This is a genomic window from Phyllobacterium sp. MT110 (assembly GCF_058792715.1).
The window spans coordinates 152,727-166,272 of the sequence record NZ_JBXAFE010000001.1 but is presented as its reverse complement, the minus strand read 5'-3'; the positions used below and the strand labels follow the sequence as shown (position 1 = coordinate 166,272).

At 61.6% G+C, this 13,546-nt stretch carries 13 protein-coding genes; 4 read left to right on the top strand and 9 right to left on the bottom strand.

Annotated features, from left to right (window positions below; genetic code table 11):
• Positions 1 to 68 precede the first annotated feature (68 nt).
• The 4 genes from AC1Q5O_RS00815 to AC1Q5O_RS00800 form a co-directional block, all read right to left on the bottom strand.
• A complete protein-coding gene (locus AC1Q5O_RS00815) occupies positions 69 to 659 on the bottom strand; it encodes a class I SAM-dependent methyltransferase (protein WP_492561596.1) in 591 nt (196 codons plus the stop codon).
• A 134-nt stretch (positions 660 to 793) separates the two neighbouring features.
• On the bottom strand, positions 794 to 2,164 hold the full coding sequence (locus AC1Q5O_RS00810; protein ID WP_492561595.1) for a sensor histidine kinase: 1,371 nt from the start codon (positions 2,162 to 2,164) through the stop codon (positions 794 to 796).
• Positions 2,164 to 2,838: a response regulator transcription factor gene (locus tag AC1Q5O_RS00805; RefSeq protein ID WP_472461659.1), complete on the bottom strand. Its 675-nt coding sequence runs from the start codon at positions 2,836 to 2,838 to the stop codon at positions 2,164 to 2,166. Before AC1Q5O_RS00805 ends, AC1Q5O_RS00810 begins: the two co-directional genes overlap by 1 nt.
• A 247-nt stretch (positions 2,839 to 3,085) precedes the next feature.
• Complete coding sequence (locus AC1Q5O_RS00800; protein WP_492561594.1) at positions 3,086 to 3,538, bottom strand: MarR family winged helix-turn-helix transcriptional regulator; 453 nt, start codon at positions 3,536 to 3,538, stop codon at positions 3,086 to 3,088.
• Between the two features lie 78 nt (positions 3,539 to 3,616).
• Here AC1Q5O_RS00800 and AC1Q5O_RS00795 point away from each other — a divergent pair, with 78 nt between their 5' ends.
• Entirely contained in the window at positions 3,617 to 4,564 is a 948-nt protein-coding gene (locus AC1Q5O_RS00795) for a PLP-dependent cysteine synthase family protein (protein WP_492561593.1), read from the top strand.
• 24 nt (positions 4,565 to 4,588) lie between these two features.
• Here AC1Q5O_RS00795 and AC1Q5O_RS00790 read toward each other — a convergent pair whose 3' ends face one another.
• Both AC1Q5O_RS00790 and AC1Q5O_RS00785 read right to left on the bottom strand, forming a co-directional pair.
• Positions 4,589 to 5,179 (bottom strand): 2'-5' RNA ligase family protein, encoded by a 591-nt coding sequence (locus tag AC1Q5O_RS00790; RefSeq protein ID WP_492561592.1) that lies wholly within the window; start codon positions 5,177 to 5,179, stop codon positions 4,589 to 4,591.
• Between the two features lie 93 nt (positions 5,180 to 5,272).
• Positions 5,273 to 5,890 (bottom strand): TetR/AcrR family transcriptional regulator, encoded by a 618-nt coding sequence (locus AC1Q5O_RS00785; protein ID WP_492561591.1) that lies wholly within the window; start codon positions 5,888 to 5,890, stop codon positions 5,273 to 5,275.
• 92 nt (positions 5,891 to 5,982) lie between these two features.
• Here AC1Q5O_RS00785 and AC1Q5O_RS00780 point away from each other — a divergent pair, with 92 nt between their 5' ends.
• The gene (locus tag AC1Q5O_RS00780) at positions 5,983 to 6,600 is read left to right on the top strand and encodes an NAD(P)H-dependent oxidoreductase (protein WP_492561590.1); all 618 of its coding nucleotides are present in this window, start codon (positions 5,983 to 5,985) and stop codon (positions 6,598 to 6,600) included.
• A 9-nt stretch (positions 6,601 to 6,609) separates the two neighbouring features.
• On the opposite strand, the gene AC1Q5O_RS00775 is transcribed toward AC1Q5O_RS00780, so the two are convergent.
• Complete coding sequence (locus AC1Q5O_RS00775) at positions 6,610 to 7,509, bottom strand: LysR family transcriptional regulator (RefSeq protein WP_492561589.1); 900 nt, start codon at positions 7,507 to 7,509, stop codon at positions 6,610 to 6,612.
• Positions 7,510 to 7,611: 102 nt separating this feature from the next.
• Between AC1Q5O_RS00775 and AC1Q5O_RS00770 the strand changes: the two genes are divergently transcribed.
• Positions 7,612 to 8,601 (top strand): zinc-dependent alcohol dehydrogenase family protein, encoded by a 990-nt coding sequence (locus AC1Q5O_RS00770; protein ID WP_492561588.1) that lies wholly within the window; start codon positions 7,612 to 7,614, stop codon positions 8,599 to 8,601.
• A gap of 18 nt (positions 8,602 to 8,619) precedes the next feature.
• Here AC1Q5O_RS00770 and AC1Q5O_RS00765 read toward each other — a convergent pair whose 3' ends face one another.
• A complete protein-coding gene (locus tag AC1Q5O_RS00765; protein ID WP_492561587.1) occupies positions 8,620 to 9,513 on the bottom strand; it encodes an SDR family oxidoreductase in 894 nt (297 codons plus the stop codon).
• Between the two features lie 123 nt (positions 9,514 to 9,636).
• Here AC1Q5O_RS00765 and AC1Q5O_RS00760 point away from each other — a divergent pair, with 123 nt between their 5' ends.
• The gene (locus tag AC1Q5O_RS00760; RefSeq protein WP_492561586.1) at positions 9,637 to 10,617 is read left to right on the top strand and encodes an AraC family transcriptional regulator; all 981 of its coding nucleotides are present in this window, start codon (positions 9,637 to 9,639) and stop codon (positions 10,615 to 10,617) included.
• Here AC1Q5O_RS00760 and AC1Q5O_RS00755 read toward each other — a convergent pair.
• The gene (locus AC1Q5O_RS00755) at positions 10,600 to 13,359 is read right to left on the bottom strand and encodes an autotransporter domain-containing protein (RefSeq protein WP_492561585.1); all 2,760 of its coding nucleotides are present in this window, start codon (positions 13,357 to 13,359) and stop codon (positions 10,600 to 10,602) included. The genes AC1Q5O_RS00760 and AC1Q5O_RS00755 overlap by 18 nt on opposite strands.
• Positions 13,360 to 13,546 lie beyond the last annotated feature (187 nt).

Genomic DNA, 13,546 nt, shown 5'->3' with positions numbered 1-13,546 from the left:
TAAAATTGATCGACCGATGACGATCGGTGATCGTTCGGGTCACCCACCACCTGTCCGCCGGACGGGGGTCAGATGGCGACAGGTGTGGTGACGCCCCTGCGGGTGACCCTGTAGACCGCCGCAGGCGGCAGGTTGCGGAATGCCCGGCCAATGCAGACGGCCTCCAGCTGCAATTGATCCAGCACCGGCTTTGGCACCGGGCAGCGGAAGCCGTAGGTGAACTGGTAATAGGCGCCTTCCGGCCGCAGATTGCTGAATGCGCCGCCGAGAATTGCCGCCACCTTTTCCTGCGTCATGCTGAGAAGCGGCAAGCCGCTGACAACGGCACCGGCAGGCTGAATGTCGAAGAACTCGTGCAGGTCGAGCTGGGCCGCGTCCATCTGCAGGATGCGCATGCCGGGAAAGCGCGCCTGCAAAAGCCGCGCAAATTCGGCACCGTATTCAATCAGGGTGAGGTCCTTGGGGCGAACACCGCGGGCAAGCAGCGCGTCGGTGAACACGCCGGTGCCCGGTCCCAATTCAAGCACGGGACCCGAGGCCGGGGTGATTTCGCTGGTGATCAATCTTGCAAGGGCCGCTCCCGAAGGGGCAATCGCACTGACGCGAAACGGATCGGTCAGCAGTGCCCGCACGAAAGTCCAAACACTTCCCGTCGTCATAAAAATCAAGCTCCAACGTTCTTAAGGCTGCACCTGTATGGCGCGCCAATATTGAGGGAAGGTTGCGTGCACCTTCTGCGGCAACGATACCCACAGCAAAATGGCTTAAACAGGACTGAACTATCGGTAAGTTATTACGGCATTATAGATGCCGCAGCAAACTTCATGGTGAAACAGGCGCCGCCGCCAGATGCCTCTGTTACCACAACCTGCCCCCGATGCAATTGCACGATTTCCTGGACAAGGTTGAGGCCCAGACCGACGCCGCGATCCCGGGCACGCAGGCGCCGGAACGGCTCGAAGATGGCACTGCGCTGATCGGGCGGCACGCCCGCCCCCTCGTCTTCCACCACGACGGCCGCATCCGGCTTCACCCGGATGGTGATGGTGCCCTTGCGTCCGCCGTGCTGGATGGCATTTTGCACAAGGTTGATCATGGCCCGTTCCAGCGCCGCCTGATCGCCCCGCACGGCAACACGCGCGATTTCGGGTTCAAACGACATGGCATAACCCGCCGCGATGGCAAGCGGCGCGAGATCGGCCGCCACCCGCCGTCCGACGGCGACAAGATCAACGGCAGCAAATTGCATTCCGTTCTGGCTCAGACGCTGCAGATCCAGCAATTGTTCGGCGAGAATGCCAAGACGGGCGACATCCTCCAGCAGACGCCCGTTGACCGGGCTGGCCGGGAGCGATTCCAGGCGGGTTTGCAGGATGGCGATCGGTGTGCGCAATTCATGGGCTGCATCCAGCAGAAACCGTTTGTGCCGTTCATAGCCGTCATCGAGCCGGCCGAGCGCGCTGTTGACAGCCGTCACCAGCGGCGTGACCTCCTGCGGCACATCATCCAGCGGCAAGCGCGTTCCACGCTCGTCAATATTGATCTTTTCAGCCTGGGTCGCCACATGCCCCAGGCCCCTGTGGGCCCTGCGCACGACAAATGGCGTTACCAGGAGCGTCGCCAGCGCCATCACAAGGATGAGCGGGACAATGATGGTTGCAAGAACCGTACCGAGCGCCGAGAGATAAAAGCCGAAGGGGACTGTACTTCCGGGTCCGGCAAGAATCTGGACCACGCCTGCGGTGGTTGTCACGCGTTTGAACCGGGCGTTGGAACGGGGCGGATCACCGAGATTCCAGCCAAATCGCGCCTGTCCCACGGCGCTCAAGGCATCGCCGATGCGCGCATATTCCGGCGGGACCTCGCCCTCCGACAAGGTCTGTCCCTGCATGTCTCGCGCCACAAACCAAAAACTCGGGCTTGTCGCCCGCTCGCGCGCCAATGCGGGTGTTTCGCGCAGGACGAGAGCGCCATTGGCACTGCGCCCGATGGAATCGCGCACGGCGTTGATCGTCGTATCTTCAGGATCGATCGACCCGAGAAATCCGGTGTACCAGAGCGCACAGAGCACCAGCACCACGAACAGCGTCAGCATGACCGCCTGCAGAAGGACGAGGCGGCTGACGAGCCGCCATTTCAATGAATGCGGCCTTGCCTGCGCCATCAGGAGAGGCGCTTCAACAGGTAGCCGACGCCGCGAATGGCGTGAATTTCAACGCCGGCGCCGGATTCCGTCAGCTTGCGGCGCAGCCGGGAAACATGGGTGTCGAGGGCGTTCGACTGGATTTCATCGTCAATACCGTAGACTGCTTCTTCCAGCGAAGAACGCAGCACCGTGCGCCCCATGCGCCGCAACAGCGTTTCCAACACCAGAAGTTCGCGGCGCGGCAGGTCGAACCGGTTGGCGCCGATGCTGGCTTCGCGGTTGATCAGGTCAAAGGACAGGTTGCCGACATTCAGAGGTTCCGAGGGCATGTTGAGGGGCCTGCGCAGCACTGCGCGCAGCCGCGCCAGCAGTTCTTCCACGGCAAAGGGCTTGGCAAGATAATCGTCCGCCCCCTTGTCGAGACCGGTGACACGGTCCGCCAATTCACCGCGCGCCGTCAGCACGATGACCGGAACGCCCTCACCTTTTGCCCGCAGACGCGGCACGATGGTCAGGCCGTCGCCGTCGGGCAACTGCCGGTCCAGCAGAATGGCGGCATAGGCGTTGAGCGACACGGCCTCCTCGGCATGGGCGAGCGAGCCCACGTGATCAACGATCATGTCGTAATTCTTGAGAGCCTCCCCAAGGGCAGCGGCCATTTCAGGCTCGTCTTCCACCAGCAAAATACGCACTATTCAGGACCAGTCATGTACGGGGTTAAAACATGGCGACACAAGGAATTTGGACACCGGCCGTTGCTTTGGCAAAATAGTACCGTTCAGGCCGCCATGGCGAGGCCCGTTCCCATTTCATACGCCGCAATCGCTGTGCCCTGCCCGCACTCTTCATTCGCTGCAACACAATTAGGCCACTCACATTGCACCAAGGTTGCGCCCTGCAACATCAGGGCAACTGCGCGCCGGGCAGGCTTTTCCCGCCTCAGAGCGCCTCGCTTTGATCCACCAGCTGGCGAACAATATCCGTCGGCACGACTTGCGCGAGCCTGGCCTGCGCTTCCCGCCACACGGGTATTGCCGCTTCGAGACGGCGCGCGCCGGTTTCCGTCAGCCACACCGCGCGGCGACGCAGGTCGGTTTCCACCAGGGTGATTTCGATCAGCTGTTCGCGCTCAAGCGTGCGCAAGTTGCGCGACAGGGTCGATTGCTCCAGGCCGCTGCGCTGGGCCAGCGCGCCCAGCGTATCATCGGTCAGGGCAGCAATCTGCGCCATCAGGCCAAGCTGCGCCGCGGTGAGGCCAAGATCCGCCAATTCGCGATCCAGAAAAGCCGTGATGCGGCGCGCCGCCAGACGGCTGTTCCAGCCCGCGCAATTCTCAACCAGCGCGCGGGCGTCGGTCCGCAAGGTTTTTTTCGGTTGTTTTGCCAAGGTCATGGATATATGCATATACATAATATGTATCTACATGGAAACCGGTTTTTGCGTACCCGCCCCCGAACCGGATAGTGCAGTTTGACGCGGAGTATCGAGACCATGCACGCCTCGCAACGAACGATCCTTGACACCATCGGCAACACATCGCTGCTGGCCCTGCGGACCATCCGCCCCGCCAACGGCGCCCGCATCCTCGTGAAGCTTGAAAGCGAAAACCCAACCGGCAGCATGAAGGACCGCATGGCGCTTGCCATGATCGAAGCGGCAGAGGCGGATGGGCGGCTAGCTGCCAACGGCACCGTGGTGGAATATACCGGCGGCAGCACCGGTGTTTCCCTGTCGCTCGTCTGCGCGGTCAAAGGCTATCCCCTGCACATCGTCACCTCGGACGCCTTTGCCCGGGAAAAACTCGACCACATGGCAATTCTTGGCGCCACACTGCACATCGTGCCAAGCGACAGCGGACGCATGACCGAGAAACTGACACGCGACATGATCGAGGCGGCGCGTATCATCGCGCAGCAAACCCCCGGCAGTTTCTGGACAGACCAGATGAGCAACAGGGATCAGCTGGCGGCCTATCACGCCATGGCCGCCGAAATCTGGGACCAGACAAACGGACGCATCGATGGCTTTGTGCAGAGTGTCGGCACGGCGGCTTCCCTCCGGGGAACCGGCGAGGCCTTGCGCCGGTACAATGACCAGATCCGCATCGTTGCGGTGGAGCCGGCGGAATCGCCTGTCCTGTCCGGCGGCAAGACCGGCGCGCATAAAATTGATGGGATTGGCGCGGGCTATGTCGTGCCGCTCTGGCAGGACGGCATCGCCGGCGGGATCGAACAGGTGTCGACGGAGGAAGCCAGCGCCATGGCCAAGCGGCTGGCGCGCGAAGAAGGACTGTTTGCCGGAACATCCACCGGAGCCAATGTGGTTGCGGCGCTGCGACTGGCCGATACGCTTGCCCCAGGTGCAATCGTCGTCACCGTCATGTGCGATACGGGCATGAAATATCTGAGCAGGAAATAGGAATGCGGACCCCAACGGGGCGCGTCAATGCAGCGTCCAGCGCTGCAGTATCTCGTATTCGGAGAGCCCCCGCTTGCTGTGGATCAAGACAAAATCCCTGACGACAAAGCGGATCGGCTCAATCGGCTGTTCGCTGATCGTTCGGGAATTGTAGAGAAGCGTCAAATGCGGGGTGAATGCGCCGCGATTTCCCGGCAGCCCGTTGCGCGTGAGGCAGGCGCCGAGAATCGTGTGGAGCCGGGTCAACCCCTCCCCCTCGCCGATCAGCACCAGCGGCTTCCGGCCCGGCTGGCCACCCTCGAAACTCTTAAGTGAGCGTAGCGCCATCTCAAACGGCGGTGTGGACACGGCACTCCCGGCCCGCTTGGCCGCGAAAAGGACAGGACTGGGCAGACGCGAGTAATCCCCCAGGTGGTACAGTGAAATATGAAACCGGCAAGACCCGGTAAGGCTCTTTCGCGTCAAACGATAATCGTTGATTACGCCGGTCCTGCGGGCATCGACAATCTCCTGCACATCGCCATCGAGCATGATGCCGAAGAAAAGCCGCTCCGGCAAAGCAGGCCGTTTCGGCCGGTTTTGCCAGTTATCGCCCAGATTCAATTCGCCCTGCATGGCCGACCTCCCGAAATGCAACCGCATTTCCGATCGGACAGCTTAGAACAAAAAGGGAACAATCCGCAAGTATTTTTGCGAATGCTCGTCTGGTCACCCGTTCCTGGCAACCATGGCAATGATGGTCTCGAACAGCTCGTGCTCCGCCTGCGCAGCGGTGATGTCGCCCGTTGCGGCGGCATAGGACAGCGCTTCGGCGGCACCGAGCATCGCCCACAAGCCCGCCGACGCAATGGTCCCGGCTCCGGCAAACGGCGCGAGCATCACCCGGCACTTCTCGATGAAGACGCCGTTATATTCACGCTTGATCTTCTCTAGTTCGGGCGATCCGGCAAGGGCCGCGATCACACCGGGGATTTCGCGCCCCTGCACCAGCACGCAGTCCACATAGGACGAGGCGATGACCGCAGCCCGGTCCGCCAGCGCCGGTTTGCTCGCGGCGAGCGCCGCGTCCATCAGCATTGTCTGGCGGGCATCGAAGTCCCGGTAAAGCGCTGCCAGCAAACCGGCGCGCGTGCCGAAATGATCATAGACCACCGGCTTCGTCACCCCAGCCTTTTCGGCAAGCCAGCCGAGCGTCAAGGCTTCTGTCCCCTCCTCACGGACAATCCGCCAGGCGACATCCAGGAGCTGGCGGAAGCGGTCCTCCCGCGTCAGCCGCCGGCGCGGACGGACAGCCGCCGTTTCATCCCTCGTTCGCATGCTTGACATCGCTATGTACCAAAAGTAACTTGCAGATTATAACTTACCAAAAGTATATAACATCAACCCGCCATCTGCAATCCGTTGACAGGAGTTTTGTCATGCACGCCCTCATCGTTGTCGCACATCCCGAACCCGCCTCCCTCACCCACGGCATTGCCGCACAGATCGCGGAGGGGTTGTCCCTGTCGGCTCCCGGCAACACCCCCGAAATCGCCGACATTGCGGCCGAAGGGTTCGATCCGCGCTTCTCCGCTGCCGATCTCGCCGTTCACCGCACCCGGGCTGTACCGCCCGCCGATGTCGCCGCCGAACAGGCGCGGATCGACCGAGCCGATGCTGTGGTGCTGGTCTTTCCCGTCTACTGGTGGTCGATGCCGGGACTGCTCAAGGGATGGATCGACCGCGTCTTTTCCAATGGCTGGGCTTTCGACTTCAGCCTGGACGGCGGCCTGGAAAAGAAGCTCCGCCACCTCAAGGTGCATCTCATCGGCGTTGGAGGCGCCGATGCGCGAACCTATACCCGGCGCGGTTACTTCGATGCCATGAAGACGCAGATCGATCACGGCATCTTCGATTATTGCGGTGCCTGTGTCGTCACGTCGGAGCTGCTGCTCGATTCGGAAACGCAGGATCCGGCAATACACCTCGACAGGGCGCGAACCATCGGCAGCAGGCTGTTTGAAGCATCGCCGCAATGCGGGATGCAGGCAGCCTGAGGGCGCCGTTCACCCCATCAGCCGGGGCAAAGCGGCGGCGAGTGCGTCCACGGCAAGGCGGACCCGCAGCGGCAAATGCGGCACCGGCAGCCACAATGCATAGGCGTCGTAGAGAAAATCCGGCTGATCCGGCAGCAGTCGCACAAGCGTTCCCGCGGCAATCCGGTCGCGGATGAGCCAGGACGGCAGCCAGGCCAGCCCCATGCCCGCCGTGGCAGCGTCGGCAATCGCGTCGAGATCATCCAGGCGCACGCGATTGACCGGCATCGCCTCGGCCGGCGGCTGGTCGCCGCGCGGAAACAGCCATGGGCGGATGCGGCCCGACCGGCGATACATGATGGCCTGGTGCCCGGCAAGGTCATCGACCACGCGTGGTTCGCCATGGTTCGCGATATAGGCGGGCGCGGCGCAGACAACCATGCGCTGGCGGGCGATCCGCCGCGCAATCACGCCGCCCCTGTCATCGGGAGTGCCGGTCCGGATGGCAAGGTCATACTCGTCCTCGGCGAGATCGACGAAGCGGTCGCTCAGCGACAGGTCAAGTTCCAGCATGGGATATTGCCGGGCGAGCCCGAGCAGTACGGGGGTGACGCAGTGCCGGCCGAAATGCGCGGGCATCGTCACGCGCAGCCGGCCGCGCGGTTCGGACAGCTGATCATCCGCGAGCGCATCTGCCGCTTCAGCTTCGGCCAGTATCGCCCGGCAACGTTCATAATAGGCACGCCCGAAATCGGTCAGGTTCTGGCGGCGTGTCGTACGGTTGATCAGGCGTACGCCCAGCCGCTCTTCCAGAAACCGGACATGTTTGCCGACCATCGGGCCGGACAGGCCAAGCGCGTCCGCAGCCGCGGCAAAGGAGCCGAGATCAACGGCCCTGACAAACACGGCCATGCTGGCGAGGCGATCCATATTCGAAACTCCTGGCTTCTACAGAACTTCATTATGCGCCATTTATCCGCATTTCTCCTACTGGCATAGCCTATTCCGTTCAAATCGTTTGGAGTTATGACTATGGCACGTGTTGTTCGTTTCCATGAATTCGGTGGTCCCGAGGTTTTGCGCATCGAGAACGTCGAGTTTCCCCAGCCCGGCCCGGGCGAGGTTCAAATCCGCGTCAAGGCCGTGGGGCTGAACCGTGCCGAAGCGCTTCTGCGCACCGGCACCTACATCGAAACGCCGGTTTTGCCGTCTGGTCTTGGCCTTGAGGCAGCGGGTATCGTTGAAGCGATTGGCGAAGGCGTCGAGAACTTTGCGCCGGGTGATACGGTCAGCATCATACCGCCCAAATCGATGGTGCGCTGGCCGGCCTATGGTGAACTGGTGACATTCCCGGCCGGATCGGTTGTCAAACACCCGCAAGGGCTCAGCTGGGAAAAGGCGGCGGCGCTGTGGATGCCTTACCTGACCGCGTACGGCGCGCTGATCGATATCGCCAAGCTGCACCGGGGAGACTTCGTCGTCATCACCGCGGCCTCGAGCAGCGTGGGACTGGCTGCAATCCAGATTGCCAACAGGGTTGGCGCGACGGCCATTGCCGTGACGCGCACCTCCGGCAAGAAAGAGGAACTGCTGGCTTTCGGCGCTGCCCATGTCATTGCCACCGCCGAGGAAGACCTGGAGACGCGGCTGAAGGACATTACCGGGCCCGACGGTGTGCGCGTGGTGCTCGACCCCATCGGCGGTCCGATATTCGGCCCGCTGACTGCCGCCATGGCACCGGGCGGCATCCTCGTGGAATATGGCGGCTTGAGCCCGGAACCGACCCCGTTCCCGCTGTTTACGGTGCTGAGCAAATCCCTGACGCTGCGCGGCTATCTCGTGCACGAGATCATTGGTGATCCCGAGCGGCTGGAAGCGGCCAAGGCTTTCATCCTGGATGGGCTGGCATCCGGCGCCCTGCAGCCGGTCATCGCCAGAACCTTCCCGTTCGACCAGATCGTCGATGCGCATCGCTTTCTGGAATCGAACGAGCAGTTCGGCAAGATCGTCGTGACAATTTGAGCAAACAGGGCTCCTCCCTCACGTTTCGAAATAGCGCAACCGGTCGAGATCGGACATCAACCCGGGCTGGTTCGGCTGCCAGTTCAACAGTTCGCGGGTGCGCGTACTCACGGCATGCGCATTCATACCGGCAAAGGTGGCGAACCAGCCGAAATGTTCGGCCGCCGCCTCGGGAGTCTTGGCCACAACAGGCACATTCAGCCGGCGGCCGATCAGCGTGGCGATGTCCTTGAACAGCACACCCTCCTCGGCAACCGCATGATAACGGTCGCCGCCGGTTCCCCGTTCAAGGGCAAGCCGGTAAACCAAAGCCGCATCTAGCCGGTGCACCGCGGGCCAGCGGTTGAGCCCTTCGCCGACATAGGCCGACACGCCTTTTTCGCGCGCGAGGTTGATGAGGTGCGGTACGAAGCCATGGTCGCCGTCACCATGAACCGATGCAGGAAGACGAACCACCGACGCCCGCACGCCATCGTCTGCCAGTGCCGCTGCAGTCGCTTCCGAAACGCGAGGCACAGCCGCGGAAGCCGGGCCGGGCAGGTCTTCTTCCGTCGCCGGGCGATCCCGTCCCAGATGTGCCATTCCCGTGGTGACAAGCAAGGGGCGATCCGAGCCTTTGAGCACAGCGCCAAGTGTCTCGATGGCGCGGCGGTCCATCTCGCAGTTCTGCGCGAATTTCGAGAAATCATGATTGAACGCCGTGTGGATCACCCCATCTGCGGCAGCAGCGCCATCGCGCAGGCTTGGCAGATCGTCGAGATCGCCGCGATGCGCCTGCGCGCCGAGGGCGGCAAGCGATTTGGCCGCCGCGTCCGTGCGGACAAGGCCGAGCACCTGATGGCCCGCCTTGACGAGTTCCTCCACGACGGCAGAGCCGACAAAGCCTGTGGCACCGGTAACGAAGACACGCATTCCACTTCTCCATTTTAAAATGACACGACCGCAATCTCGGCCGTGGTGGAGAAGATAGGCGGTTGGAGAAATACGATCTATGCTGTAAAGTCCGCATTATCTTCGCAATCGTCCGGAATGACCATGGATCCGCTCTCAGACGTCCTGTCCCTGCTGAAACCGCATAATTACATGTCCGCCGGCTTCGATGCCGGGGGCGAATGGTCGATCCAGTTTCCTGAAAGCCGGGACAGTATCAAATGCGGCGCCGTGGTTTCCGGTCAATGCTGGCTGTCCGTGGAGGGCGTTGCCGATGCCGTGCACCTCGGCACGGGCGACTGCTTCCTGTTGCCGTACGGCCGGTCGTTTCGCCTGACAAGCGATCTGACTTTGTCATCCGTCGAGGCTGTCACGGTTTTTTCCGCTGCGCGCAATGGCGGCATCGCCGTACACAAAGGCGGCGGCGATTGCTTTCTTGTCAGCAGCCGTTTTGCCCTGACCGGCAATCATGCCAGCGTGCTGTTGGGAATGCTGCCGCCGATCGTGCATATCCGCAAGGACACCGATCAGTCCGTGCTGCGCTGGCCTGTGGAACTGATGATGCGGGAGTTGCGCGAACGGCAGCCCGGCGGCTTTCTCCTCGTGCAGCACCTCGCCCATATGATGCTTATCGAGGCCCTGCGACTGCATCTGGCCGGAGGATTGCAAGGCGGCGTCGGCTGGTTGTTCGCTCTGGCGGATAAGCAGATGGGCGCGGCAATCAACGCCATGCATGACAATCCGGCGCGCCACTGGACATTGCAGACACTGGCGGAACGGGCCGGCATGTCGCGCTCAACCTTTGCACTCAAATTCAAGCAGGCCGTCGGAAAGTCCCCCATGGAATATCTGACACGCTGGCGCATGCTGGTGGCGGGAGACAGGCTGGAGAATTCAAGCGATCCCGTGTCCGCCATTGCCCTGTCGCTCGGTTATGACTCCGAAAGCGCCTTCAGTACCGCTTTCAAGCGGGTCATGGGCTGTTCGCCGCGCCAATACGGCCATAGCGGGAGGACCGCCTTATCATCGGAGAGCCCCCTCGCATCGCCCCTCGTGCGGCGTGCCCTTTCAGAATCGCCAGCTTAGATCACCACGCACCCCATGCGCCTGCACCGCCGACGACATCTGGCCGGTATAGGAAACACCCAGCGTGACAGTCTTCGTCACCGAGAAATCCAGTCCGGCTTCAGCAACGAGAGCATCCCGCGCAATGGGTGAACCCTCGACCGGGAATGGCGACCCTCCGGCCAAGGCGAATGTCGTATCCGGAGCAACATCGCCAAAGGCATGCTGCCATCCGAGCATCCCCCTTGCCGCCAGCTTGGCCGTGTCACCGACGGGAATATCCGTCCGGGCACGCAGGCCCAGCGTTGCATAGACGTTGTCATCATTGTCGCCGCGGGATTTGAGACCTGCAGTCCCGCTTTCCCCGATGCCGTCGGTGTGAAGGTTTGCATAGGCGAGACCTGCGAATGGCTCCAATGCCACACGATTGTAATCGAAGGCATAGCCTGCCTCCCCGAAAACCTGCACCGTTCTCGCGGTGTAATCGGCAGCGGATGCACCAAATGCCGTGGAACGGCTTGTTTCCACCGTGTGCCACGTGTGGGCCGCGCCAAAACGCAAGGCCAGCGCATCCATCTGCGTAGCGGCATAGGCAGCGATCGTATAGCTGTCGACGGATGCTGAGGACGCGCGTGCCGGAGCGTCAAGCGAACTGCTGCCATATCCTCCGGCAAAGCCTGCGCGCCATGACTGCCCGAATTCGCCATCAGCCCCCATATAGAATCCGCCCGAGGAGCGTTCGAGTTTCGCAGCATTCGCATTGCCGGACAGGTGCCCCCATGAACCGTAGGCCTGCCCCCAGACTGCCGAGGACGCATCGGGTGCGGCCGGGATCTGACCACCCGGACCGTAGGCCAGCAGAGGCATCGACGGAGACGGTGCAGTCCCCGATGCCGCGCGCAGCCGCGCGGAGATGACATCCCGGGCAAACCGGCTTTCGTCGAGCAATGCCGATTTGACGCTCGAATGGATTTCACCGGAGAGCGAGTCGAATATTGTCCGCGCATCATGGGCATTCGACCCGATGATCAGGTCGTAGATGGATGCGGCGGGATTGCCTGTCCCGGCAGTACCGGACAGCACCAGCCCGCCGAGACTTTCCACACCGGCACCCATCGATCTCTGGTTCTTCGTCGTGCCAATATCGGCAAAAGCCGTCTTGTTCCGCAAAACGCTCAGATAGACATTGGTGGCATCGTAGCCGAGTGTCAGGTCGAGGAAGGCGTAGTCAGCCTGCACACGGCTGAACGTTCCGGTAAGCCCGCCCGAAGCAAGGATCGTGTATCGGGCATCACCGCGAAACGTGCCCGGATTGAGGAAAGCATCAACTGTGCCACCGTCAAGCTGCGCCGTGCCCGTCACCTCGACGCGGCTGGTACCCTCCGCTGCGCCGATCTTGACCCGCATGCTGGCATCGGCGGATTGGTGATAGTTGCCATCAATTGTCAGCGTTCCGCCGGCGCCGCCCCAACCGCCATAGACGATGCCCTGATTGTCGACGTTCCCATAAATGATGCCGTCACCGGAAAGAGTTCCGCCACGCGCCACCAGCGTATCGGATGCGATACTGCCTGCCAGCGCCAGAGTACCACCATCAATCCGGGTTTTGCCGGCATAGGTGCTGTCGCCAAACATCAACAGCGCGCCATCGCCTGATTTGACCAAGCCGCCTGCGCCGGTAATGTCGTTGAACCATCGGCTCTGACCACCGTCAAATTTGACGTTGAAATCGCCCCAATCAAATTTCCCCGGCCCAAGCACGGCACGACCGGCATTGAGAAGTCCGTATCCGTAGACATCATCGACGCCGGGAGCGCCAATGTCGATGGCGGTTCCAAGCAGGACCTGCCTGACTTGATCCATCGTCATGTAGGGGAACATCTGTTTGACCAGGGCTGCGGCACCGGCAACGTGCGGCGCCGCAAAGGAGGTTCCGTTGATCTCCTGATACCCGCCTCGTCCGTCCACGGTAATGACGGAATAAGCGGGCGCAGTCAGACACCAGTTTTTGGCAACGCCGCACTGATTGCCATATTCATAATCATAACCGGTCACCGCCAGCCAGCCGCGTTTCAGCTCCGGAATGAGATAGGGCAACCCAGCTTCAATGGAGGGCTGGCTACGACTGTCGTTGCCGGTTCCCCAGATAAGCAGGGTGTCGTTGGCTACGGCGTGCCTGTACGCGGCGATTTCGGCCTTGTACGTCGAAGCGACGACATCGGGCGGATAATCCGTGATGCCAGCTTCCGTGCCATAGCTGTTGTTGATGATATGCACGTTGCGGGAAACCAAACCATATATCCCCGCAACGGCAGCCTTTGCATCGATGTACCCGTCTTCCTCTTCAGCATTCACGGCAACGATCGTCGCGCCTGGCGCAACACCATGCATTCCCTTGCCGTCCCTGTTTGCTGCAATCACACCTGCAACAGCAGAACCGTGCGTCACCGAGCTTGAATCGACATACCAGGGCTTGTCGGGCTGGACGGTGATCCCTTCTTCATATCGTCCGGCAAATTCGGGGTGATCCCTGGCAAAACCTGAATCGATAACACCAACCTTGACGCCGCTGCCATCCACACCCATGGCATAGGCATAATCGGCGAAAATGTAATCGAGCCAAAACTGAGTCTTGTATTCAGGTGTCCGCCACGTTTCTGGATCGGTGGGATCGCCTGCCGTTTGCGCGAATGCTGTCCCGGAAAAGCATACGGCTAAAAGCAACACGGCGACGTGCTGCCGGCACTTGCTGGCAAGTTTCATGGTCGTTTCCCCCAACCCCACCGTGCCCCCCTGGGAACGACAGCACAACTTCTAATTGTTGGAGGGATATCGTCCGGCCATTCGATCAGCCATACGGCATTTGCCGTATTTCGTGCCATACAGACGGCGAGGAAGCTCCCCGCGCTTTCCGTTGCAGACTGTTAACCCTGTCGTTCTGTTCCGGCGC